The 23,592-nt window shown below is 54.2% G+C and carries 29 protein-coding genes; 15 read left to right on the plus strand and 14 right to left on the minus strand.

Annotated elements, in window-relative coordinates; all coding sequences use genetic code 11:
• Nucleotides 1-36: 36 nt before the first annotated feature.
• Both ftsH and rlmE read right to left on the minus strand, forming a co-directional pair.
• On the minus strand, nucleotides 37-1,971 hold the full coding sequence (ftsH, locus tag ACOYA6_RS18585) for an ATP-dependent zinc metalloprotease FtsH (protein ID WP_039031647.1): 1,935 nt from the start codon (nucleotides 1,969-1,971) through the stop codon (nucleotides 37-39).
• Between the two features lie 102 nt (nucleotides 1,972-2,073).
• Nucleotides 2,074-2,700 (minus strand): 23S rRNA (uridine(2552)-2'-O)-methyltransferase RlmE, encoded by a 627-nt coding sequence (gene rlmE, locus ACOYA6_RS18590; RefSeq protein ID WP_039031646.1) that lies wholly within the window; start codon nucleotides 2,698-2,700, stop codon nucleotides 2,074-2,076.
• A gap of 122 nt (nucleotides 2,701-2,822) precedes the next feature.
• Between rlmE and yhbY the strand changes: the two genes are divergently transcribed.
• Entirely contained in the window at nucleotides 2,823-3,116 is a 294-nt protein-coding gene (yhbY, locus tag ACOYA6_RS18595; RefSeq protein WP_032614629.1) for a ribosome assembly RNA-binding protein YhbY, read from the plus strand.
• 152 nt (nucleotides 3,117-3,268) lie between these two features.
• Here the strand turns inward: yhbY and greA are convergent, their stop codons facing one another.
• Nucleotides 3,269-3,745: a transcription elongation factor GreA gene (gene greA, locus ACOYA6_RS18600; RefSeq protein ID WP_039031645.1), complete on the minus strand. Its 477-nt coding sequence runs from the start codon at nucleotides 3,743-3,745 to the stop codon at nucleotides 3,269-3,271.
• A gap of 246 nt (nucleotides 3,746-3,991) precedes the next feature.
• Between greA and dacB the strand changes: the two genes are divergently transcribed.
• From dacB to pmrB, 3 genes are read left to right on the plus strand one after another with little or no spacing between them, the layout of a single operon-like run.
• A complete protein-coding gene (gene dacB, locus ACOYA6_RS18605; protein ID WP_422655190.1) occupies nucleotides 3,992-5,425 on the plus strand; it encodes a serine-type D-Ala-D-Ala carboxypeptidase in 1,434 nt (477 codons plus the stop codon).
• 2 nt (nucleotides 5,426-5,427) lie between these two features.
• Nucleotides 5,428-6,090: a two-component system response regulator PmrA gene (gene pmrA, locus ACOYA6_RS18610; RefSeq protein WP_039031643.1), complete on the plus strand. Its 663-nt coding sequence runs from the start codon at nucleotides 5,428-5,430 to the stop codon at nucleotides 6,088-6,090.
• Complete coding sequence (pmrB, locus tag ACOYA6_RS18615; protein WP_138370305.1) at nucleotides 6,087-7,130, plus strand: two-component system sensor histidine kinase PmrB; 1,044 nt, start codon at nucleotides 6,087-6,089, stop codon at nucleotides 7,128-7,130. Before pmrA ends, pmrB begins: the two co-directional genes overlap by 4 nt.
• A gap of 35 nt (nucleotides 7,131-7,165) precedes the next feature.
• Here the strand turns inward: pmrB and cgtA are convergent, their stop codons facing one another.
• The 4 genes from cgtA to rplU form a co-directional block, all read right to left on the minus strand.
• Nucleotides 7,166-8,341 carry an Obg family GTPase CgtA gene (gene cgtA / locus ACOYA6_RS18620; RefSeq protein WP_039031641.1) on the minus strand — a complete coding sequence of 392 codons (1,176 nt, stop codon included), beginning with the start codon at nucleotides 8,339-8,341 and terminating at the stop codon, nucleotides 7,166-7,168.
• Entirely contained in the window at nucleotides 8,338-9,321 is a 984-nt protein-coding gene (locus ACOYA6_RS18625) for a DMT family transporter (RefSeq protein ID WP_039031640.1), read from the minus strand. Before ACOYA6_RS18625 ends, cgtA begins: the two co-directional genes overlap by 4 nt.
• A gap of 96 nt (nucleotides 9,322-9,417) precedes the next feature.
• Nucleotides 9,418-9,675 (minus strand): 50S ribosomal protein L27, encoded by a 258-nt coding sequence (gene rpmA, locus ACOYA6_RS18630; protein WP_007673187.1) that lies wholly within the window; start codon nucleotides 9,673-9,675, stop codon nucleotides 9,418-9,420.
• A gap of 19 nt (nucleotides 9,676-9,694) precedes the next feature.
• A complete protein-coding gene (gene rplU, locus ACOYA6_RS18635; protein ID WP_003025032.1) occupies nucleotides 9,695-10,006 on the minus strand; it encodes a 50S ribosomal protein L21 in 312 nt (103 codons plus the stop codon).
• Nucleotides 10,007-10,262: 256 nt separating this feature from the next.
• Here rplU and ispB point away from each other — a divergent pair, with 256 nt between their 5' ends.
• Nucleotides 10,263-11,234: an octaprenyl diphosphate synthase gene (gene ispB, locus ACOYA6_RS18640; RefSeq protein WP_039031639.1), complete on the plus strand. Its 972-nt coding sequence runs from the start codon at nucleotides 10,263-10,265 to the stop codon at nucleotides 11,232-11,234.
• Between the two features lie 230 nt (nucleotides 11,235-11,464).
• Complete coding sequence (gene sfsB, locus ACOYA6_RS18645) at nucleotides 11,465-11,752, plus strand: DNA-binding transcriptional regulator SfsB (RefSeq protein WP_138370306.1); 288 nt, start codon at nucleotides 11,465-11,467, stop codon at nucleotides 11,750-11,752.
• 60 nt (nucleotides 11,753-11,812) lie between these two features.
• On the opposite strand, the gene murA is transcribed toward sfsB, so the two are convergent.
• The 7 genes from murA to mlaF all read right to left on the minus strand — a co-directional run bounded on the left by murA (nucleotide 11,813) and on the right by mlaF (nucleotide 16,604).
• Nucleotides 11,813-13,072 carry a UDP-N-acetylglucosamine 1-carboxyvinyltransferase gene (murA, locus tag ACOYA6_RS18650; protein WP_039031637.1) on the minus strand — a complete coding sequence of 420 codons (1,260 nt, stop codon included), beginning with the start codon at nucleotides 13,070-13,072 and terminating at the stop codon, nucleotides 11,813-11,815.
• Nucleotides 13,073-13,124: 52 nt separating this feature from the next.
• Nucleotides 13,125-13,379: a BolA family iron metabolism protein IbaG gene (gene ibaG / locus ACOYA6_RS18655; protein ID WP_032614457.1), complete on the minus strand. Its 255-nt coding sequence runs from the start codon at nucleotides 13,377-13,379 to the stop codon at nucleotides 13,125-13,127.
• Between the two features lie 126 nt (nucleotides 13,380-13,505).
• Nucleotides 13,506-13,796, minus strand: a complete 291-nt coding sequence (gene mlaB / locus ACOYA6_RS18660) for a lipid asymmetry maintenance protein MlaB (protein WP_039031636.1) — start codon at nucleotides 13,794-13,796, stop codon at nucleotides 13,506-13,508.
• A 1-nt stretch (nucleotide 13,797) separates the two neighbouring features.
• On the minus strand, nucleotides 13,798-14,433 hold the full coding sequence (gene mlaC / locus ACOYA6_RS18665) for a phospholipid-binding protein MlaC (RefSeq protein WP_039031635.1): 636 nt from the start codon (nucleotides 14,431-14,433) through the stop codon (nucleotides 13,798-13,800).
• A 3-nt stretch (nucleotides 14,434-14,436) separates the two neighbouring features.
• Entirely contained in the window at nucleotides 14,437-14,997 is a 561-nt protein-coding gene (mlaD, locus tag ACOYA6_RS18670; protein ID WP_139563703.1) for an outer membrane lipid asymmetry maintenance protein MlaD, read from the minus strand.
• Nucleotides 14,998-15,001: 4 nt separating this feature from the next.
• Complete coding sequence (mlaE, locus tag ACOYA6_RS18675; RefSeq protein ID WP_103824932.1) at nucleotides 15,002-15,784, minus strand: lipid asymmetry maintenance ABC transporter permease subunit MlaE; 783 nt, start codon at nucleotides 15,782-15,784, stop codon at nucleotides 15,002-15,004.
• 7 nt (nucleotides 15,785-15,791) lie between these two features.
• A complete protein-coding gene (mlaF, locus tag ACOYA6_RS18680) occupies nucleotides 15,792-16,604 on the minus strand; it encodes a phospholipid ABC transporter ATP-binding protein MlaF (protein ID WP_039031633.1) in 813 nt (270 codons plus the stop codon).
• Between the two features lie 230 nt (nucleotides 16,605-16,834).
• Between mlaF and ACOYA6_RS18685 the strand changes: the two genes are divergently transcribed.
• The 9 genes from ACOYA6_RS18685 (at nucleotide 16,835) to ptsN (ending at nucleotide 23,585) form a co-directional block, all read left to right on the plus strand.
• Nucleotides 16,835-17,812: a calcium/sodium antiporter gene (locus ACOYA6_RS18685; RefSeq protein ID WP_039031632.1), complete on the plus strand. Its 978-nt coding sequence runs from the start codon at nucleotides 16,835-16,837 to the stop codon at nucleotides 17,810-17,812.
• 13 nt (nucleotides 17,813-17,825) lie between these two features.
• Nucleotides 17,826-18,812: an arabinose-5-phosphate isomerase KdsD gene (kdsD, locus tag ACOYA6_RS18690; RefSeq protein ID WP_039031631.1), complete on the plus strand. Its 987-nt coding sequence runs from the start codon at nucleotides 17,826-17,828 to the stop codon at nucleotides 18,810-18,812.
• 14 nt (nucleotides 18,813-18,826) lie between these two features.
• Nucleotides 18,827-19,393: a 3-deoxy-manno-octulosonate-8-phosphatase KdsC gene (gene kdsC, locus ACOYA6_RS18695; RefSeq protein ID WP_039031836.1), complete on the plus strand. Its 567-nt coding sequence runs from the start codon at nucleotides 18,827-18,829 to the stop codon at nucleotides 19,391-19,393.
• Complete coding sequence (gene lptC / locus ACOYA6_RS18700; protein WP_039031630.1) at nucleotides 19,390-19,965, plus strand: LPS export ABC transporter periplasmic protein LptC; 576 nt, start codon at nucleotides 19,390-19,392, stop codon at nucleotides 19,963-19,965. Before kdsC ends, lptC begins: the two co-directional genes overlap by 4 nt.
• The gene (gene lptA, locus ACOYA6_RS18705; protein WP_039031629.1) at nucleotides 19,934-20,488 is read left to right on the plus strand and encodes a lipopolysaccharide ABC transporter substrate-binding protein LptA; all 555 of its coding nucleotides are present in this window, start codon (nucleotides 19,934-19,936) and stop codon (nucleotides 20,486-20,488) included. The genes lptC and lptA overlap by 32 nt, the downstream gene beginning before the upstream one ends.
• Nucleotides 20,489-20,494: 6 nt before the next feature.
• Complete coding sequence (lptB, locus tag ACOYA6_RS18710; protein WP_039031628.1) at nucleotides 20,495-21,220, plus strand: LPS export ABC transporter ATP-binding protein; 726 nt, start codon at nucleotides 20,495-20,497, stop codon at nucleotides 21,218-21,220.
• A 47-nt stretch (nucleotides 21,221-21,267) separates the two neighbouring features.
• The gene (gene rpoN / locus ACOYA6_RS18715) at nucleotides 21,268-22,701 is read left to right on the plus strand and encodes an RNA polymerase factor sigma-54 (RefSeq protein WP_039031627.1); all 1,434 of its coding nucleotides are present in this window, start codon (nucleotides 21,268-21,270) and stop codon (nucleotides 22,699-22,701) included.
• Nucleotides 22,702-22,723: 22 nt separating this feature from the next.
• The gene (hpf, locus tag ACOYA6_RS18720; protein WP_039031626.1) at nucleotides 22,724-23,011 is read left to right on the plus strand and encodes a ribosome hibernation promoting factor; all 288 of its coding nucleotides are present in this window, start codon (nucleotides 22,724-22,726) and stop codon (nucleotides 23,009-23,011) included.
• Between the two features lie 82 nt (nucleotides 23,012-23,093).
• Entirely contained in the window at nucleotides 23,094-23,585 is a 492-nt protein-coding gene (gene ptsN, locus ACOYA6_RS18725) for a PTS IIA-like nitrogen regulatory protein PtsN (RefSeq protein ID WP_039031625.1), read from the plus strand.
• The last annotated feature ends 7 nt before the right edge of the window (nucleotides 23,586-23,592 follow it).

A 23,592-nucleotide genomic window follows, 5' to 3' on the forward strand; every position in this document is an offset into this window, starting at 1 on the left:
GTTTCAGGTAAAGAGAACTTCATTTACAGCGGTGACTTATTTGTCGCCCAACTGTTCTGACATGGTGTTGCCCGGGTTCGGCGTACGCGGTTCATCGACCGGACGCGGCGCACGTGGCGTACCGTTGTTGTCAGAGTTGTTGGAAGCGCCTGGATCTTCCCAGCCCGCCGGTGGACGAACATCACGGCGTGCCATCAGGTCGTCGATCTGCGGCGCATCGATGGTCTCATATTTCATGAGCGCATCTTTCATGGCGTGCAGGATATCCATATTGTCATTCAGGATCTGACGGGCGCGACCGTAGTTACGTTCAATCAGCGCTTTCACTTCCTGGTCGATGATACGTGCTGTTTCATCGGACATATGTTTCGCTTTCGCCACGCTGCGGCCGAGGAACACTTCGCCTTCTTCTTCCGCATACAGCAGCGGACCAAGTTTGTCGGAGAAGCCCCACTGGGTCACCATGTTACGCGCCAGGTTTGTCGCGACTTTAATGTCGTTAGACGCGCCGGTCGAAACATGTTCCACACCGTAGATAATCTCTTCTGCCAGACGACCGCCGTAAAGGGTCGAAATCTGGCTTTCCAGTTTCTGGCGGCTGGCGCTGATAGCATCGCCTTCCGGCAGGAAGAACGTCACGCCAAGCGCACGGCCACGAGGGATAATCGTCACTTTATGCACCGGATCGTGTTCCGGTACCAGGCGACCGATAATCGCATGACCTGCTTCGTGGTAAGCCGTGGACTCTTTCTGCGCTTCCGTCATCACCATGGAGCGACGTTCCGCACCCATCATGATTTTGTCTTTCGCTTTCTCGAACTCCACCATGGAAACCACACGCTTGTTGCCACGGGCAGCAAACAGCGCAGCTTCGTTCACCAGGTTAGCCAGATCGGCACCGGAGAAGCCCGGTGTACCGCGCGCAATGATTGCCGCATCGATGTCCGGAGACAGCGGTACGCGACGCATATGCACTTTCAGGATCTGCTCACGACCACGAACGTCTGGCAGACCCACTACAACCTGACGGTCAAAACGGCCTGGACGCAGCAGCGCAGGGTCAAGAACGTCCGGACGGTTAGTCGCCGCGATAACGATGATACCTTCGTTACCTTCGAAGCCATCCATCTCAACCAGCATCTGGTTCAGCGTCTGTTCACGTTCATCGTGACCGCCACCCAGACCTGCGCCACGCTGGCGGCCTACGGCGTCGATTTCATCGATAAAGATGATGCATGGGGCTGCTTTCTTGGCCTGTTCGAACATGTCACGCACACGAGATGCACCGACACCCACGAACATTTCCACGAAGTCAGAACCTGAAATGGTAAAGAATGGCACCTTCGCTTCACCTGCGATGGCTTTCGCCAGCAGGGTTTTACCGGTACCCGGAGGGCCGACCATCAGGACGCCTTTCGGGATCTTACCGCCCAGTTTCTGGAAGCGGCTCGGCTCGCGCAGGTACTCGACCAGTTCACCTACCTCTTCTTTTGCTTCGTCGCAACCTGCCACGTCAGCAAAAGTGGTTTTGATCTGGTCTTCCGTCAACATACGCGCCTTGCTCTTACCGAACGACATGGCACCTTTGCCACCGCCGCCCTGCATCTGACGCATAAAGAAGATCCAGACGCCGATAAGCAGCAGCATCGGGAACCAGGAAATGAAGATAGAAGCCAGCAGGCTTGGCTCTTCCGGCGGCTCACCGACCACCTTGACGTTTTTAGTCAGAAGGTTATCAAGCAGCTTAGGATCGTTCACCGGAATGTAAGTCGTGTAACGGTTACTATCTTTCTTGGTAACGTTGATCTCACGTCCGTTGATACGCGCTTCGCGAACCTGATCCTGGTTGACCTCTTGCAGGAAGGTAGAGTAGTCCACCTTGCGGCCATTAGACTCGCTGGGCCCAAAGCTCTGGAATACTGACATCAGCACAACGGCAATGACCAGCCAGAGTATTAGGTTTTTCGCCATGTCACTCAAGGGATTAACCTCTTATTACAACTGTGTTAAAAACAGCGTCAGGATACTCTGTATCCGATTTATTTCAAACTTTCGCCTGAAATTCACCGGTTATCATTTTCGCCCGGTCGCTACAATATACACTTCACGTGAACGCGCACGCGAAGAGTCCGGCTTACGAACTTTAACCTTCGTAAACAGGGAGCGAATTTCCTTCAGATACTCCTCGAAACCTTCGCCCTGGAACACCTTCACTAAAAAACTACCACCCGGCGCTAATACATCACGACACATTTCTAACGCCAGTTCTACCAGATACATGGAGCGAGGGATATCCACCGCCGGTGTTCCGCACATATTTGGCGCCATATCGGACATGACAACCTGAACTTTACTGTCACCTACCCGTTCAAGTAACGCTTTCAGTACTAATTCATCACGAAAATCGCCCTGAAGGAAGTCCACACCAACGATGGGATCCATAGGTAAAAGATCGCAGGCGATAATTCGACCAGTTCCGCCGATTTGTGTTACCGCATACTGCGACCATCCACCGGGCGCTGCACCGAGGTCGACAATCGTCATCCCCGGCTTAAAGAGTTTGTCACTTTGCTGTATTTCATCAAGTTTAAACCAGGCACGGGAACGTAACCCCTTTTTCTGTGCCTGTTGAACATATTTATCGCTAAAGTGTTCCTGGAGCCAGCGGCTCGAGCTAGCAGAACGCTTTTTACCTGTCATTTAACTTTCCGTCCTGGTTCATCGTAGCCTGTGGTGTAAATTTCCACTCAGCAATTTGGCGATATTAGGGAGATGGCGGTAGAATGAACCGTTTTCAATCCCAACGTAAGCAAAAATATACGATGAATCTGAGTACTAAACAAAAACAGCACCTTAAAGGTCTGGCACATCCGCTCAAGCCTGTAGTTATGCTTGGCAACAATGGTTTGACCGAAGGGGTACTGGCCGAGATTGAACAAGCGCTGGAGCACCACGAATTAATCAAGGTGAAAATTGCCTCTGAAGACAGAGACACCAAGACCTTGATCGTGGAAGCAATCGTGCGCGAGACCGGCGCCTGTAATGTACAGGTCATCGGTAAAACGCTGGTGCTCTACCGCCCATCTAAAGAGCGTAAAATCTCGCTGCCACGCTAAGATTATCCTGAATTGAACACAGTTACTGTGTAAAACGAGGGGTTTTTCTTTAGCAGGTGAGCAAAATGCCATGCTCCTTGAGTTGATAAAAGGCCGCTATGCGGCCTTTTTCCTATCTTTACAATGTATCAACATCTGCCCGTGGATGCGAATTACAGGTAATCAACCTTGGTAATTTCGAATTCCACTTCGCCACCTGGGGTGCGGATGGTGACAACATCGTCCTGCTCTTTACCCACCAGGCCGCGTGCGATTGGTGAGTTTACCGAGATCAGATTCTGCTTAAAGTCAGCTTCGTCATCACCCACGATGCGGTAGGAGACCTCTTCATCGGTATCCAGATTGATCACGGTGACGGTTGAACCAAAAATCACACGCCCGTTATTTGGCATTTTTGTGATATCAATCACCTGTGCATTCGACAGCTTGGCTTCGATATCTTTAATACGCCCTTCGCAGAACCCCTGCTGTTCACGCGCAGCGTGATACTCAGCATTCTCTTTCAGATCGCCATGCTCACGCGCATCAGCGATCGCAGCAATGATTTCAGGGCGGCGAACAGATTTCAGGAAATCCAGTTCTTCACGCAGTTTTTCAGCGCCACGTAAGGTCATCGGAATAGCTTGCATTTGTTATACCTCTTTGACATTCCTGTTGGGTACGGGTAACCGACCCGACGACTGGCCCCGCAGGCATCACAGCCTGGCACAGGTCAGAAGCAAAAGAAAACTGACCCGGAAGCAAACTCCCAGGTCAGCAGCAATTTTTCAATTTGATACGCATTTTACCGCGAAGTTCAGTATGGGTCATCGTTTACTTTACAGGGCGTTGGGCCGTAGTATGGCGGTTTGTTTCCGGGTTGTTAGCGCGAGATTATGCGATTTTCCAGATTTATCATCGGATTGACCACCACTATAGCGTTCACTGTCCAGGCAGCGAACGTCGACGAGTATATTAATCAGCTGCCCGATGGCGCCAATCTTGCTCTGGTCGTGCAAAAGGTGGGTGCCCAGGCGCCTGAAATTGATTATCACAGCCAGCAGATGGCTCTGCCCGCCAGTACGCAAAAGGTGATCACGGCGCTGGCTGCCCTGCTGCAGCTGGGACCTGATTTTCGTTTCACGACCACGCTTGAAAGCAAAGGCAACATCGAGAGTGGCGTACTGAAAGGCGATCTTATCGCCCGCTTTGGCGGCGATCCGACCTTTAAGCGTCAGGATATTCGCAACATGGTCGCCGTGTTGAAGAAGTCTGGCGTCCAGCGCATTGAAGGTAATGTGCTCATTGATACGTCCATTTTCGCCAGCCATGATAAAGCGCCCGGCTGGCCGTGGAATGATATGACCCAGTGCTTCAGCGCCCCGCCTGCGGCAGCGATTGTCGATCGCAACTGCTTCTCCATTTCGTTATACAGCGCACCAAAACCCAACGATTTAGCCTTTATTCGGGTGGCGTCTTACTATCCGGTCAACATGTTCAGCCAGGTGCGTACGCTGGCGAAAGGCTCACCGGAAGCGCAGTACTGCGAACTGGATGTGGTCCCGGGCGATCTGAACCGCTTTACCCTGACCGGTTGCCTGTCGCAGCGTGCCGATCCGCTGCCGCTGGCCTTCGCTATTCAGGACGGAGCAAACTATGCGGGGGCGATCCTCAAAGATGAGCTGAAGCAGGCCAACATTACCTACAGCGGTACCCTGCTGCGCCAGACGCAGAGCAACGAGCCCGGCACCGTGATTGCCAGTAAGCAATCGGCACCGCTGCACGATCTGCTCAAAATCATGCTGAAAAAATCGGACAACATGATCGCCGATACCGTGTTTCGCATGATTGGCCATGCACGTTTCGGCGTACCTGGCACCTGGCGTGCCGGTTCAGATGCGGTGCGTCAGATCCTCCGCCAGCAGGCCGGCATCGATCTCGGCAATACCATCGCGGTGGATGGTTCAGGTCTGTCGCGTCATAACCTGATCTCCCCTACCACCATGATGCAGGTGCTACAGTACATTGCTCAGCACGACACTGAACTAAACTTCATCTCAATGCTGCCGCTTGCCGGTTATGACGGTTCATTGCAGTACCGTGCGGGGCTGCACGCTGCGGGCGTCGATGGCAAAGTCTCTGCCAAAACGGGTTCCCTGCAAGGGGTGTATAACCTGGCCGGGTTTATCACCACCGCCAGCGGACAGCGAATGGCATTTGTGCAGTACCTTTCTGGCTATGCGGTTGAACCTGCTGACCAACGTAACCGCCGTATCCCGCTGGTGCGCTTTGAAAGCCGGCTTTACAAGGACATTTATCAGAATAACTAGCGATGAAATTACTCATTGTTGAAGACGATCTGCTGCTACAGGAAGGGCTGGCCCTGGCGCTCTCGGCCGAGGGCTACACGCTTGATTGTGCGGGTACTGCCGCCGAGGCTGATGGTCTTATCCAGAGCGGCGAGTACAGCCTGGTGATCCTCGATCTTGGCCTGCCGGATAAAGACGGGGCGACCCTGCTGAGCCAGTGGCGCCGCCGGGGGTTCGATAATCCCGTGCTGATCCTGACCGCCCGCGACGCGCTGGAAGACCGGATTAACGGCCTGGACTCCGGCGCCGACGATTATCTGGTTAAGCCCTTTGCGCTGGCAGAACTTCAGGCGCGCGCCAGAGCGTTGATACGCCGCTATCAGGGGCACAGTGACAACCTGCTCAGCGATGGCGATCTCACGCTGAATCTGCAAACGCAGCAGGTTTTACAGCACTCCCGGCCGGTCGAAGTCACCCCAAAAGAGTTCGCCCTGCTGACGCGGCTGATCATGCGTACTGGACAGACCGTCCACCGGGAAACCTTACAGCAGGATATCTACTCCTGGCAGGACGATCCGGGCTCCAACACGCTGGAGGTTCACATCCATAATCTGCGGCGTAAGCTGGGTAAAGACCGGATCAAAACGGTGCGCGGCGTGGGATATCGCCTTGAGAGTCAAAAATGAACAGCATGCGCCGTCGTCTGATGGTGCTGTTGGCAGTGATTCTGCTGTTCTTTCAACTGGTCAGCGTCATCTGGCTGTGGCATGAGAGCCGGGAGCAGATCAGCTTCCTGGTGAGCGAGACGCTCTCCGCAAAAGCCCGTAATCAGCATGTCGAGAAAGAGATCCGGGAGGCGATCGCCTCGTTGCTGGTCCCTTCGCTGGTGATGGTCGGCTTTACGCTGCTGTTCTCCTTCTGGGCCGTCAGCTGGATCACCCGTCCGCTCAATCAGCTACGCACCAGCCTGGCAAACCGATCTGCCGACAATCTCACCCCGCTGCCGATGTACTCCGACATGGAAGAGATTGGTGCCGTCACCACCTCATTAAATCAGCTCCTTGCCCGGCTGGATCAAACCATTCAGCAGGAGCGTCTGTTCACCGCTGATGCCGCGCACGAGCTCCGTACACCGCTGGCGGGCATTCGCCTGCATCTGGAACTGATGGCGCAGTCAGGCTCGCCTCAGGCGACGACGCTGGTTGCCCGCATCGACCAGTTGATGCATACCGTGGAACAACTGCTGATGCTGGCCCGCGCAGGCCAGGCTCTGGCTAGTGGGCACTACGACACGGTTAACTGGAGCGAAGCAATTTTTGCACCGCTGGCGCTGGAGAATGAGGCGAAAAGCCATACCCTCATCTGGCCGCAGGCGGGCCCGCAGAGCGTGCAGGGTGACGCCACCTTGCTGCGACTGATGCTGCGCAATTTGCTGGAAAATGCGGTGCGATACAGCCCGGCAGGAACCACCATTGAAGTGGGAATGCAGGAAGTCGACGGCGGTACGTGGGTGAGTGTCTGCGATCAGGGGCCTGGCATTGAGGAAGCCCATCGCCAGTCAATTACCGAGCCGTTCCGTCGTATCGATCAACGCTATGGCGGTAGCGGACTGGGATTGAGCATTGTTCAGCGTATCGTGCAGCTGCACCGCGGCAGACTGACGCTGGAGAATCGACCTGAAGGTGGATTAATCGTCGCCTGTTGGCTACCGGAAAAACTGAACTAAAAAAAGCCCCCTTGATAAGGGGGCTGATGACCGTCTTAACGCTTATAGATGAACTCGACGCCTTCTTCGTCGTCTTCATCCCAGTCGTCATCCCAGTCTTCGTCGTCTTCTGCTTCCGCCTGCTCTTCGAGCTGCTCGCGGTGGTAGTCATCCCACATGAATTCGACTTTTTCAGGCTGTTTCGCTTCTTCTGCCTGGGTAACCGGGTTCTCGATGATAAAGGTCATCACATCCCAGCAAAGGTCTTTTACGCCCATCTGGCTTGCAGCAGAGATGAGATAGTACTTATCTTCCCAGCCCATCGCTTCAGCAATGGCTTTCGCCTTCGCTTCGGCTTCAGCTTTGTCCATCAGGTCAATCTTGTTGAAGACCAGCCAGCGCGGCTTGGCAGCCAGTTTATCGCTGTATTTTTCCAGCTCGCCAATAATGATACGGGCGTTTTCTACCGGATCGGAACCGTCGATCGGATCGATATCGATGAGATGCAGCAGAACGCGGCAACGCTCAAGGTGCTTCAGGAAGCGAATACCTAAGCCCGCCCCTTCGGCAGCGCCTTCGATCAGGCCCGGGATGTCGGCCACCACGAAGCTCTTCTCGTTGTCCATACGCACCACGCCGAGGCTTGGTACCAGGGTCGTAAACGGATAGTCAGCCACTTTCGGTTTAGCTGCAGAGACGGCGCGGATGAAGGTAGATTTACCCGCATTCGGCATCCCCAGCATACCGACGTCAGCCAGCAGCATCAGCTCCAGCTGCAGATCGCGCTTATCGCCCGGCGTACCCATCGTTTTCTGACGCGGAGTACGGTTAACGGAAGATTTGAAACGGGTATTGCCCAGACCGTGCCAGCCGCCTTTAGCAACCATCAGGCGCTGACCGTGTTTGGTCATGTCACCCATGGTTTCGCCAGTGCCCTGATCGATAACGCGCGTACCGACAGGAACTTTAACCGTAACGTCTTTACCACGTTTACCGGTACAGTCACGACTCTGGCCGTTCTGGCCACGCTCAGCACGGAAAGATTTTTCAAAACGATAATCGATCAGGGTGTTAAGGTTCTCGTCGGCTTCAAGCCATACGTCACCGCCGTCGCCGCCGTCGCCGCCGTCAGGGCCGCCACGCGGAATGTATTTTTCACGGCGGAAGCTAACGCAACCATTACCGCCATCACCTGCCACGACCAGGATCGTTGCTTCATCAACAAACTTCATTTTACTCTCCGTAAATCATTCGCCTGAGCGGGGGACACTACGACCGCTTCACTTTTGCGCCAACGTCCCCAAAGACGATGACCAATGGCGGAATACATCGCGCCCGCAACCACGACAAACGCACCGAGATAAGCCAACAGGTTTAACATCGGTTTGACGAAGAAATCGGGCCAGGCCATTGATAATAAATCTGAAAATAACAGTGTAAACAGTGGCGTCAGGGTAATCAGCGCGCTCACCTGCGCTGCCTGCCAGCGCGCCATCGCTTCTGCAAGGGCACCATAGCCCACTAACGTGTTAAGACCACAGAAGATCAGACACGCCAGCTGCCAGTCGCTAAGCTGGGTAATCACACCCGGCTTCGCCAGCGGCAACAGTGCAATTGTACATAAAGTGTACAGCAAAAACAGGATCTGCTGTGACGCCAGACGGCGCAATAACACCTTTTGCGCGACGCCATAACTCACCCACACCGCCGCCGCACCCACGCCGAAAATCACACCCCAGGTGTAATCCGTCAGACGGGTAAAAATCTCTATCAGGCTGGTATTGAAGAACAACACCAGACCGCAGAGAAGCATCAGCGCCCCGATAATCTGCGTGCCGCGCATCTTCTCTTTAAGGATGAAGACGCTGGCAACCATCATGCCTACCGGTGAAAGCTGACCAATAACCTGCGAGGCCGTGGGACTGAGGTACTGCAGGGAAGAGCTGAACAAAATGAAGTTGCCAAACAGGCCGCCCGTCGCAATCGCCAGCATTACCAGCCAGCGTGGCTTACGAAAGATGCGCAGAGGGGGAAGCTTACCTTTTATCGCCAGGATAATCCCCAACCCAATGCCGGCCATCAGGAAGCGGTAGAACACCACCGTTGGCGGCTCCATCACTTCCAGTACCTGCTTCATTGCAATTGGCAGCGCACCCCAGCACATTGCGGTCGTGAGCGCCAAAAGAATACCAATGCCGGCCTGCTGCTTCATGCCCGTTTTCCCTACAGAAAAAATTACCGGGTTTCCAATGTAAAAAGCCCCGCAACAGGTTGCGGGGCTTTAATCCGTTACCGGACCGAGAAAACCTTACTCAGCAACAATGCTGATGTATTTACGGTTGTTCGGGCCTTTAACTTCAAATTTCACTTTACCGTCTGCTTTAGCAAACAGAGTGTGGTCACGACCGCAACCTACGTTGTTACCAGCGTGGAATTTGGTGCCACGCTGACGAACGATGATGCTACCCGCCAGAACGGTTTCGCCACCGAAACGCTTAACGCCAAGGCGTTTAGCTTCTGAATCGCGACCGTTACGTGTGGAGCCGCCAGCCTTTTTATGTGCCATTTAAATCTCTCCTCAGGTCTTAGGCGCTGATGCCAGTAATTTTCACATCAGTGAACCACTGACGGTGGCCCTGCTGCTTACGGTAGTGTTTACGACGACGAAACTTAACAATTTTAACTTTCTCGCCACGACCATGAGCAACAACTTCAGCTTTGATAACGCCGCCATCAACGAAAGGAACGCCGATTTTGACTTCTTCACCGTTTGCGATCATCAGAACTTCAGCGAATTCAACAGATTCGCCAGTTGCGATGTCCAGCTTTTCCAGGCGAACGGTCTGACCTTCGCTTACTCGGTGTTGTTTACCACCACTTTGGAAAACCGCGTACATATAAACTCCGCTTCCGCGCACATCCTCGTGTGATTCAGAGTGCGCTATAAATATTCACAATAGGGCGCGAATATTACGCAAAACGCGAGCCTTTGACAAGTGCTACAGTCAATACATGAAGAAAAAAAACACAACGCGTACGGTAACGTTTATCTGCCGCGTTTTTTCAGTACAATCAGCGCTACTATTGATAAACCGAACCCTTCGTTAGCCCATTTGATATGTGGTAAACAGGACTACAAGCCCGGCTTTTGCGATGAATTTAGAAAAAATCAATGAGTTAACCGCGCAAGATATGGCGGGTGTGAATGCAGCAATCCTGGAACAGCTCGATTCTGACGTTTCCCTAATCAATCAGTTGGGCTATTACATCGTCAGCGGCGGGGGCAAACGCATCCGTCCGATGATCGCTGTGCTGGCCGCTCGCGCGGTCGGCTATCAGGACAATGCCCACGTCACGATCGCGGCGCTGATCGAATTTATTCATACCGCCACGTTGCTGCATGATGACGTCGTCGATGAGTCCGACATGCGTCGTGGCAAGGCCACCGCCAACGCCGCGTTTGGTAATGCCGCCAGCGTGCTGGTAGGCGATTTTATCTATACGCGTGCCTTCCAGATGATGACCAGCCTGGGATCGTTGAAGATCCTTGAAGTGATGTCCAAAGCGGTGAACGTTATCGCGGAAGGCGAAGTTCTGCAGCTGATGAACGTCAACGATCCGGACATCACCGAAGAGAACTACATGCGGGTGATCTACAGCAAAACCGCGCGTCTGTTCGAGGCCGCTGCGCAGTGCTCCGGTATTCTTGCTGGCTGTACTGACGAGCAGGAACGTGGGCTGCAGGATTACGGGCGCTACCTTGGCACCGCCTTCCAGCTGATTGACGATCTGCTCGACTACAGCGCCGATGGCGAGACGCTCGGCAAAAACGTTGGTGATGACCTCAACGAAGGTAAACCGACGCTGCCGCTGCTACATGCCATGCGTAACGGCACCCCTGAGCAGGCAAAGCTCATCCGCGAAGCCATTGAGCAAGGAAACGGCCGGCACCTTCTGGAACCTGTACTGGAAGCAATGGCAACCTGTGGTTCTCTGGAGTGGACGCGCCAGCGTGCAGAGGAAGAGGCTGATAAAGCCATTGCCGCCCTCCAGGTTATTCCTGACAGTCCATGGCGAGATGCCCTAATCGGCCTCGCGCATATCGCTGTTCAGCGCGATCGATAATTACCCATGAACTCTCTTTTACGTGAAAAGAGAGTTCTAATAAGTTCCAAATCTTAATCCAGTAAATTGTTAAATAATTCGCTTACAGACCGCATGAATAAAGTCTTGGCAAAATCCGAATGTGGCTTCGTGTAATGCGAACTTTTTAGAACCGATGTTCGAAGTAGGTATAGTAACACTGTCATTTAAGAGGAAATGACGTACTCATACCAGAACAGAGGGATTGCTGAATGGATAAGAAATTTACCGACTGGCACTCGGCTGACATTATCGCCGCGCTGCGTAAAAAGGGAACATCACTGGCTGCAGAATCCCGCCGAAATGGTCTCAGTTCTTCTACCCTGGCTAATGCGCTGACGCGTCCCTGGCCGAAGGGAGAACTGATCATTGCCACGGCGCTCGGCACCGACCCCTGGATCATCTGGCCATCGCGCTACCACGACCCGCTCACCCACGAATTTGTCGACAGAACGCGCATGATGCGGCAGAAAAGAGAAGACAAAGAGCGCCAGGAGTGACGCTCTGTTAGACGGGAATAGCAACCCCCCGGTCGATACGGCAGGGGGCTGCCAGGACGATTACTCGCCCTTCACACGCTCAATGTTGGCACCCAGTGCGCGCAGTTTATCTTCGATGCGTTCATAGCCGCGATCGATGTGATAAATACGATCCACCAGCGTAGTACCTTCCGCAATACAACCCGCCAGCACCAGGCTCGCAGATGCACGCAGATCCGTTGCCATCACCTGAGCACCGGACAGTTTTTCAACGCCATGACAAATCACGGTGTTGCTTTCGATCTCAGCGTGCGCGCCCATACGGATCAGTTCCGGCACGTGCATAAAGCGGTTTTCAAAGATCGTTTCGGTGATCACACCCGTCCCTTCCGCCACCAGGTTCAGCAGAGTGAACTGCGCCTGCATATCGGTTGGGAATGCCGGATGCGGAGAAGTACGCACGTTGACGGCCTTCGGACGCTTACCGTGCATATCCAGGCTGATCCAGTCTTCGCCGGTTTCAACATCGGCACCCGCTTCACGCAGCTTGGCCAGAACCGCATCAAGAGTATCAGGCTGGGCGTTACGGCAGACGATTTTACCGCCGGAGATAGCTGCAGCGACCAGGAAGGTCCCGGTTTCGATACGGTCAGGCAGGACGCGATACACGCCGCCACCCAGGCGTGCGACGCCTTCAATGGTGATACGGTCGGTGCCCTGGCCGGTGATCTTCGCCCCGAGCGTGTTCAGGAAGTTCGCGGTATCCACGATCTCCGGCTCGCGCGCGGCGTTCTCGATGATGGTGGTACCTTCAGCCAGCGTGGCCGCAGACATGATGGTGACGGTAGCGCCAACGCTTACCTTGTCCATCACGATGTGCGCGCCCTTAAGACGGCCGTTCACGGACGCCTTAACGTAGCCCTCTTCCAGCTTAATTTCTGCGCCCAGCTTCTCCAGGCCAAAAATGTGCAGATCGACCGGACGCGCGCCAATAGCGCAACCGCCCGGCAGAGAGACCTGACCCTGGCCAAAACGTGCCACCAGCGGGCCCAGCGCCCAGATAGAGGCGCGCATGGTCTTCACCAGGTCGTACGGCGCAGAGAAGTTGTTCACGTTGCTGGCATCGATCCACACGGATCCATTACGCTCAACCTTGGTACCCAGCTGGCCGAGCAGCTTCATGGTGGTATCAATGTCTTTCAGCTTGGGTACGTTCTGGATCTCTACCGGCTCTTCCGCGAGCAGTGCGGCGAAGAGGATTGGCAGCGCGGCGTTTTTGGCGCCGGAAATTGTGACTTCGCCCTGGAGGCGCGTAGGCCCCTGAACACGAAATTTGTCCATGTGATTACTCTCTGTATGAATTCAACCGTGCTGCGGGCAAACCACCCTCAGCTCAAAAACCGTTTAGTTTGCGATCGCGTGCCCACTCAGTCGGGGTGAACGCTTTGATCGACAGGGCATGGATACGATTATCCGCGATATATTCCATCAGCGGCGCATAGACAGCCTGCTGCTTCTTCACGCGGCTCATGCCGTCAAAAATCTCACCCACAGCAATAACCTGAAAATGGCTGCCGTCGCCGGAGACGTGGGCTTCCTGAAGGGCGAGTGCGTTCATCAGCACTGTCTGGATTTCATGATTTTCCATGGGTTCTATATCATCTGGTAGTGAAAACAAGCCCAACATCTTAGAGCAAAGTGACGCGGTCTTAAACAAGCAAAAAGCCCCGACGATGAAACTGTCAGGGCTTTTGATAGTAACGTACTGAAAAAATTAGCGAGGCAATACGTCTTCCGGCAGATTATAGAGCTGGGCCAGCGTGACGACGTTGTCGCTGACGCCCGAAAGCGTCACCTGTGCGCCCTGCCGCTTGCCCGTTGACACCAGGTGAACCAGCAGCGCCACACCCGCCGTATCCACGCGAGAGATACCGCTCAGGTCGATACGGGAAACACCCTTCATGGCATCTTCACGCGCATCCCAGAGAGGATTCAGATAATCCTGATCCAGCTCGCCTGAGAGGAGTAACGTCTCACCCTCACGGGTCCAGCTCAGCTGCGACATATTACTTGTTCCCTTCCAGGGTAATTTTCTGACGTGCGATGCTGTTCAGCTGTGCAGTCAGACCATCGATACCCTTGGTACGCAGCAGATCGCTCCATTCGTTCTGCTTGGTGGTAATCATGCTGACGCCTTCTGCAATCATGTCGTAGGCCTGCCAGTTACCGGTCTGGGTGTTCTTACGCCACTGGAAATCCAGACGCACTGGCGGACGACCGTTCGGATCGACGATGGTCACACGGATAGGCAGGATAGTAGCGGAACCCAGCGGCTGTTCCGGCGCGATCTGATACGTCTGGCCGTGGTACATCGCCAGTGCCTGGCCGTAAGCCTGCTTCAGATATTCACGGAATGCAGTGAAATAGGCTTCACGCTGTGCTGGCGTAGCGTCTTTGTAGTAACGGCCCAGCACCAGTGCACCGGCATATTTCACCTGCACATACGGCAGCAGCTCCTGATCGACCACGTCACGCAGGTAATCGGGGTTGGAACGGATCTTCGGCTGCTCGTTTTTGAGGCGATCGAAGGTTTTCTTTGCTGCCTCATTCATCTGTTGATAAGGATTGCTCTGATCGGCTGCGTTAGCTGCAGTCAGAGGGGCAATCATCAACATGGCAACCATTAACAGTCGTTTAATCATGAATTACTTCTCCTGAGATGAATTCGTCGTGCCAACAGGCGGCGTAATGTCACTCTGCGCAGGGGTTTGCGCAGCCTGATTCTCGTCACCCCCTTTACTGTTACTGTTGTAAAGGAACTGACCAATCATATCTTCCAGCACCATGGCTGATTTTGTATCCTGAATGACACCACCGTCTTTCAGGATAGTCGTTCCCAGCTCGGGATCTTCAAAACCGATGTTCAGGGCCAGATATTGTTCACCTAACAGGCCGGATGTACGGATAGAAAGGGAGCTGGTATCCGGGATATGGTTGTAGCGCTCTTCGATATCCAGCGCGACGCGCGGCAGGTAGGTTTTCTCATCCAGCGTGATATCGGCAACGCGCCCTACCACCACCCCGCCAATACGCACCGGAGAACGGCTCTTCAGGCCACCGATATTATCGAAAGTGGCATAAACGCGGTATGTCGGCTCGGTACGGATGGTCGTCACATCGGCCACTTTAAAGCTTAAAAACAGCGCTGCCAGCAGTGCCAGCAACACAAATACGCCTACCCAAATTTCTACTTTTTTCGTTTGCATGAACTCATTTCCCAAACATCAGTGCGGTGAGCACAAAATCCAGTGCCAGTATGGCCAGCGACGAATGAACAACGGTGCGAGTGGTTGCCCGGCTGATCCCGGCAGACGTCGGGATCGCATCGTAGCCGTTGAACAGCGCAATCCAGGTGATCGTCACGGCAAATACCGCACTTTTAATCAGGCAGTTAACCAGGTCCAGACGCCAGTCAACGGCACCCTGCATCGCTGACCAGAAGAAACCGGCATCAATCCCTTTCCACTGGACGCCAACCATCGAACCGCCCCAGATCCCGACCGCGACAAAGAGGATAGTCAACAACGGCAGCGAGATCATGCCCGCCCAGAAGCGCGGTGAGATCACCCGGCGCAGCGGATCCACGGCCATCATCTCCATACTGGAGAGCTGCTCGGTGGCCCGCATCAGGCCGATTTCCGCCGTCAGCGCCGAACCGGCACGCCCTGCGAACAGCAGCGCAGCGACCACCGGCCCCAGCTCACGCAGCAGGGAGAGCGCCACCAGCATACCGAGGCTGGTTTCTGCGCTGTAGGTGGTGAGAACCAGATAGCCCTGCAGCCCCAGCACCATGCCGATGAAGACCCCGGAAACAATGATAATGAGCATCGACAGCACGCCGACATTATACAGCTGGCGTACCAGCAAAGGGGCATGTTTGCGGAATTCCGGTTTCCCGACCAGCGCATTGAATAACATCAACCCGGCACGCCCGAACGTCCTGATGGTTTTTATGCCACGGTGTCCGAGAGCGGCCAACGCATTTAACAGCATGAGTGGCTTAACTCCCTATTCCCAATAAATCTTTATGATAATCACCCGCCGGATAACGGAACGGCACCGGGCCATCTGCAATGCCGTCAAGGAACTGACGGACTCGCGCATCGCTGTTGGTTTGCAATGACTGGGCGCTACCGTGCGCCACAATTTTCTTATCCGCTACGATATAGGCGTAGTCGGCAATGCTCAGCACTTCGGGTACGTCGTGAGAGACCACGATACAGGTTACACCCAGCGCGCTGTTCAGCTCAGAGATCAGTTTGACCAGCACGCCCATGGTGATGGGATCCTGCCCGACGAACGGCTCGTCGAACATAATCAAATCGGGTTCCAGCGCAATGGCGCGCGCCAGGGCCGCACGACGGGCCATCCCGCCAGAGAGTTCGGAAGGCATCAGTTTCGCCGCGCCGCGCAGACCTACGGCCTCGAGCTTCATCATGACGGTGCTTTTTAACAGCTCCGGCGGCAGGTGCGTATGTTCACGCAGCGGGTAGGCGACATTATCGAAGACGTTCATGTCAGTAAATAGCGCGCCGGACTGAAACAGCATGCTCATGCGTTTACGCACGGTATAAAGGCGCGAGCGCGACATCGCCGGGATATTTTCGCCGTCAAAGAGGATTTCGCCCTGCGCTGGCGGGATCTGACCACCAATCAGGCGCAATAATGTCGTTTTACCAATGCCGGACGGGCCCATGATGGCGGTAATTTTACCGCGTGGCACGGTGAGAGAGATATTGTCAAAAATGACCCGGCTGCTGCGCGTGAAGCTGACGCCACGGACATCGACTAAATTCGCCTCATTCAGGCTCATGTACATTTCCTTTCTGTTGCCGGTTCAGGATCGGCTTGATGCCTGATTTCGCCGCAAACCCAACATTTTTACAGAATATTACCTCTGGGGGTAAGCGAAAGCTGGCATTTGTTTTACTTTTACAGCGCATAAAGTCAAAATTAGGAATTCGTTACGCCCACAGACAGTATGCAGCGGCAGAGATTTTTTTCTCGGTGGACCGGCGAGTATACCTGAAGAAAGGACTTTTGATGCTTCTTGCAACGGCACTGTTAATAATTGGTTTACTTTTGGTGGTCTACAGTGCCGACCGTCTGGTGTTCTCCGCATCAATACTCTGTCGTTTATTGGGCGTTCCCCCGCTAATTATTGGGATGACAGTGGTCAGCGTCGGCACCTCCCTGCCGGAGATCATTGTCTCTGCCGCCGCCTCGATGCACGATCAGGTCGATCTTGCCGTGGGAACGGCTATTGGCTCCAATATCGTCAACATTTTGCTCATCCTGGGCCTTGCTGCGCTACTGCATCCATTTCGCGTGCATTCTGATGTTCTGCGGCGTGAATTGCCGCTAATGTTAATTGTCAGCCTGCTGGCGGGTTACGTGTTATATGACGGGCAGTTAACCTTTAGCGACGGCATTTTCTTGCTGGCGCTGGCGGTCATCTGGCTGTTGTATATCGTCAAGCTTGCCCGGGCGGCAGAAAAGCAAGGCAGTGACACCTTAACCCGCGAACAGGTAGCAGAGTTGCCGCGTGAGGGAAATTTACCCGTCGCGCTGCTCTGGCTGGGCGTGGCATTAATCATCATGCCCATGGCGACGCAGATGATTGTTGATAACGCCACGGTGCTGGCCAACTATTTCGCCATGAGCGAATTGACTATCGGCCTGACGGTGATTGCCATTGGCACCAGTCTCCCCGAACTCGCGACGGCTATCGCCGGGGCGCGTAAGGGTGAGGACGACATGGCGATTGGCAATATCATCGGCGCCAATATTTTCAATATTGCCATTGTGCTTGGCCTGCCTGCCCTGATTGCCCCTGGCGCGTTCAATCCGCTCGCGTTCAGCCGAGACTACGGGGTAATGGTGGTCGTCAGCGCAATCTTCGCCCTGCTCTGCTGGCGGCGAAAAAGGCAGATTGGTCAGGGTGCTGGCGCGCTGCTGACGGTGGGATTTGTCGTATGGATGGCGATGCTGTACTGGCTCTCGCCGCTTCTCTCTGGGTAAACGGAAACGCATTATGTCGCAAATAGAATTGCAGCCGGGTTTTGACTTTCAGAAAGCAGGAAAACAGGTTCTGGAGATTGAACGTGAAGGTCTGGCGCAGTTAGATCAATATATTAATCATGACTTTAGCCTGGCGTGTGAGAAGCTTTTCCACTGCACCGGCAAAGTTGTGGTGATGGGGATGGGCAAATCCGGCCACATTGGCCGTAAAATGGCCGCTACCTTCGCCAGTACCGGTACGACCGCGTTTTTCGTTCACCCTGGCGAAGCGGCGCACGGCGATCTGGGCATGGTTTCATCCCAGGATATCGTCATTGCGTTATCCAACTCGGGCGAATCGAATGAGATCCTGGCGCTGATCCCGGTGCTGAAGCGCCTGCAGGTTCCGCTTATCTGCATCACCAGCCGCCCCGAGAGCAGCATGGCGCGCGCCGCGGATATTCACCTGTGTGTCAAAGTCCCAAAAGAAGCCTGCCCCCTGGGGCTGGCGCCGACCTCCAGCACCACTGCCGCGCTGGTCATGGGTGATGCGCTGGCCGTCGCCCTGCTTGAGGCGCGCGGCTTTACCGCTGAAGATTTCGCCCTCTCCCACCCCGGCGGTGCGCTGGGGCGTAAGTTGCTGCTGCGCGTGAATGACATCATGCATACTGGCGATGAAATCCCACACGTCAGTAAAGATGCCTCCCTGCGCGATGCGCTGCTGGAAATTACCCGCAAAAACCTGGGCATGACCGTCATCTGCAATGACCAGTGGAAGATTGACGGGATCTTCACCGACGGGGATTTGCGTCGGGTATTTGATATGGGCGTGGATGTCCGCAAGCTGGGTATCGCCGATGTCATGACCACAGGCGGCATTCGGGTGCGTTCCGGCACGCTTGCCGTCGAAGTGCTGAACCTGATGCAGTCCCGCCATATCACCTCCGTTATGGTTGCAGATGGCGACCAGTTGCTGGGTGTGGTACATATGCATGATCTTCTGCGCGCAGGCGTAGTGTAATGAAGGATAAGACAATGATTAATACGGGTGCTTCCCTTGCAACCTGTTATGGCCCGGTAAGTGCGCAAATGATGTCGCAGGCTGAAAAGATTCGCCTGCTGATCCTGGATGTGGATGGCGTGCTCTCTGATGGTCTGGTTTATATGGGCAATGATGGCGAAGAGCTGAAAGCGTTCAACGTACGTGATGGTTACGGCATTCGCTGTGCCCTGACGTCTGGCATAGAAGTTGCCATCATTACCGGACGTAAGGCTAAACTGGTAGAAGATCGGTGCGAAACGCTGGGCATTACACATCTCTATCAGGGGCAATCCGATAAGATGGTCGCTTTCAGGGACTTACTTGGTAAACTTGCCATTGCGCCGGAAAATATCGCCTATGTCGGAGACGATCTTATTGACTGGCCAGTGATGGCAGAAGTGGGACTCAGCATCGCCGTGGCCGATGCCCATCCGCTTTTGATCCCGCGCGCTGACTATGTCACCCGTATCAACGGTGGCCGTGGCGCAGTACGAGAAGTCTGCGACCTGTTGCTGCTGGCGCAAGGTAAGCTTGATGAGGCCAAAGGGCAATCGATATGAGTAAAACCAGACGTTGGGTTATTATTCTGCTAACGCTTGTCGCACTGGTACTGATTGGCGTGAATCTCGCTGACCGGGACGACGAACAAGCGCCGACGGTCAACACGAACGATCCGACGTATAAAAGCGATCACAGCGATACCGTCGTTTACAGCCCTGAAGGGGCGCTGAATTACCGCCTTATCGCTCAGCACGTTGAGTATTTTTCCGAGCAGGGCGTCTCGTGGTTTACCCAACCGGTAATGACCACGTTCGATACCAATAAGATCCCGACGTGGTCGATTAAATCAGACCGGGCAAAACTGACGAATGACCGTATGCTTTATCTGTATGGTCATGTTGAAGTGAATGCGCTGACTGCCGATTCGCAGCTGCGCAAAATCACAACCGATAACGCACAGATAAACCTTGTGACGCAGGATGTAACCTCGCAGGATCTGGTTACGTTATACGGCACAACATTTAATTCCAGCGGTCTGAGAATGCGCGGGAACTTACGCAGCAAGAACGCAGAGCTGATTGAAAAGGTTAGAACCTCCTATGAAATTCCAAGCAAACAAACTCAGCCTTAATAGTGTTATAGCCGGCGCGCTGCTGGCCCTCAGCCTTCCTGCGCTTGCTGTGACGGGTGATACCGAGCAGCCGATCCATATCGAATCTGACACGCAATCACTCGATATGCAGGGCAACGTGGTGACCTTTACCGGCAATGTGGTCGTGACTCAGGGCACCATCAAAATCAACGCCGATAAAGTCGTGGTGACGCGTCCTGGCGGTGAGGACGGAAAAGAGATTATCGATGGCTACGGCAACCCAGCCACCTTCTACCAGATGCAGGATAACGGTAAGCCGGTGAAAGGCCACGCTTCCCAGATGCACTACGAGCTGGCGAAAGATTTTGTGATTCTTACCGGTAATGCGTACCTGGAGCAGCTCGACAGCAACATCACGGGCGACAAGATCACTTACCTGGTTAAAGAACAAAAAATGCAGGCCTTCAGTGAAAAAGGCAAACGCGTGACTACCGTACTGGTTCCATCGCAGCTGCAGGACAAAAACAGCACTCAGGCCCCGGCACAGAAAAAGAGTAACTAATTCGTTATGGCAACATTAACTGCAAAGAATCTCGCCAAAGCCTATAAGGGCCGCCGCGTAGTGGAAGATGTCAGTTTGACCGTTAACTCCGGCGAGATTGTCGGCCTGTTGGGTCCTAACGGTGCGGGTAAAACCACCACGTTTTACATGGTTGTGGGCATTGTGCCGCGCGATGCGGGTAACATCATCATTGATGATGAAGATATCAGCCTGCTGCCCCTGCACGCGCGTGCGCGTCGCGGCATCGGCTATCTGCCGCAGGAAGCCTCGATTTTTCGCCGTCTGAGCGTTTACGACAACCTGATGGCCGTACTGCAGATCCGCGATGATTTGACCTCTGAGCAGCGTCAGGATCGCGCCAACGAGCTGATGGAAGAGTTCCATATTGAGCACCTGCGCGACAGCCTGGGTCAGGCGCTTTCCGGTGGTGAACGCCGCCGTGTGGAAATTGCCCGCGCGCTGGCAGCCAATCCGAAATTTATTCTGCTCGATGAACCTTTTGCCGGTGTAGACCCAATTTCGGTTATTGATATCAAACGTATTATTGAGCATCTGCGGGACAGTGGTCTTGGGGTTCTTATCACCGACCACAACGTGCGCGAAACGCTGGCGGTGTGTGAGCGTGCTTATATTGTCAGCCAGGGCCATCTTATCGCCCACGGTACCCCGCAGCAGATCCTCGAAGATGATCATGTTAAGCGCGTGTACCTTGGGGAAGACTTCAGACTCTGATAGGGTAGAAGCTAAGTCTCGCGTAAACGGAGAAAAATGCTCTGAACATGAAGCAAGGTTTGCAATTAAGGCTCAGCCAACAGCTGGCCATGACGCCGCAGTTACAACAGGCCATTCGTCTGTTGCAGCTGTCGACGCTGGAACTTCAGCAGGAGCTCCAGCAAGCGCTGGACAGTAACCCCCTGCTCGAGCAAACCGATCTTCACGACGAGGTAGAAACTCAGCAAACCCAGGATAACGAAACCCTCGACACGGTTGATGCGTTAGAGCAGAAAGAGATGCCTGACGAACTCCCGCTCGATGCCAGCTGGGATGAGATCTACACCGCCGGAACCCCATCCGGCACGCGGGCAGACTATCAGGATGACGAGTTACCGGTGTATCAGGGTGAAACCACCCAGTCGCTGCAGGATTACCTGATGTGGCAGGTGGAGCTGACGCCGTTTTCCGATACCGATCGTGCCATTGCCACCTCCATTGTGGATGCCGTCGATGAGACCGGCTATTTGACCGTGTCGCTGGACGATATCCTGGAGAGCATCGGCGACGATGATATTGAGATTGAAGAGGTCGAAGCGGTTCTGAAACGCGTGCAGCGTTTTGACCCGATCGGCGTCGCCGCGCGCGATTTGCGCGATTGTCTGCTGATTCAGCTTTCGCAGTTTGTGAAAGAGACCCCGTGGCTGGAAGAGGCCCGGCTTATCATCAGCGAACATCTGGATCTGCTGGCCAACCACGACTTCCGTTCACTGATGCGTGTGACGCGACTGAAAGAAGAGGTGCTGAAAGAAGCGGTCAATCTGATTCAGTCGCTGGATCCGCGCCCGGGGCAGTCCATTCAGACCAGCGAGCCCGAGTATGTCATTCCTGATGTGCTGGTGCGTAAACATAACGGTCTGTGGACCGTGGAGCTGAATTCCGACAGCATCCCCCGCCTGCAAATTAATCAGCAGTACGCCTCAATGTGCACCAGCTCCCGCAACGACTCGGATAACCAGTTTATCCGCAGCAATCTGCAGGAGGCACGCTGGCTGATCAAAAGCCTGGAGAGCCGCAATGATACCCTGCTGCGCGTCAGCCGCTGCATCGTCGAGCAGCAGCAGGCGTTTTTTGAGCAGGGTGAAGAGTTTATGAAGCCGATGGTGCTGGCCGATATCGCCCAGGCCGTCGAGATGCACGAATCGACAATTTCACGCGTGACAACGCAGAAGTATCTGCACAGCCCGCGCGGTATTTTTGAGCTTAAGTATTTTTTCTCCAGCCATGTCAACACCGAAGGCGGCGGCGAAGCCTCGTCGACGGCGATCCGGGCGCTGGTGAAAAAGTTAATCGCCGCGGAAAACCCCGCGAAACCACTGAGTGACAGTAAGTTGACCACCATGCTGTCCGAACAAGGTATCATGGTGGCACGCCGCACTGTTGCGAAGTATCGAGAGTCTTTATCCATTCCGCCGTCAAACCAGCGTAAACAACTGGTCTGACACAACCGATAAGGAAGACACTATGCAGCTCAACATCACTGGACATAACGTCGAGATCACTGAGGCCCTGCGCGATTTTGTGAATACTAAATTCGCCAAGCTCGAGCAGTATTTTGAGAGGATCAACCAGGTCTACGTTGTGTTAAAAGTGGAAAAAGTGACTCATATCTCGGATGCTACCCTGCACGTCAACGGGGGCGAAATCCATGCCAGTGCGGAAGGGCAGGACATGTACGCGGCTATCGACGGCTTGATCGACAAGCTGGCACGACAGCTAAACAAACATAAAGATAAACTGAAACAACACTAATTGTCCGGGCAGTTAACGGGTGCAGGTCGGCCTGTTGTGAAACACAACGGGCCCTTTGTACAGTTAGCGCTTAGGTGAAATTATGATGAATAACGATTCCACTCTACAACTGAGCAGTGTCCTTAATCAGGAATGTACCCGCAGTGCCGTTCACTGCCAGAGCAAAAAACGTGCGCTGGAGATCATCAGTGAACTGGCCGCAAAACAGCTGAGCCTGCCGCCACAAGTAGTCTTTGAAGCGATCCTGACCCGTGAGAAAATGGGCAGTACCGGCATCGGCAACGGCATCGCCATTCCCCATGGCAAACTGGAAGAGGATACTCTGCGTGCTGTAGGGGTGTTTGTTCAACTGGAAACACCTATCGCCTTTGATGCCATTGATAACCAGCCTGTCGATCTGCTGTTTGCCCTGCTGGTGCCAGCCGATCAGACTAAAACGCATCTGCATACGCTTTCGCTGGTGGCCAAACGTCTGGCGGATAAAACCATCTGTCGCCGTCTGCGTGCGGCACAGAGCGACGAAGAGCTCTATCAAATTATTACGGAAACGGAAGGCAATCAGGATGATGCGTAATCGGGTG

This window comes from Leclercia barmai (assembly GCF_049312895.1).
In the GTDB taxonomy this organism is placed as follows: domain Bacteria; phylum Pseudomonadota; class Gammaproteobacteria; order Enterobacterales; family Enterobacteriaceae; genus Enterobacter; species Enterobacter barmai.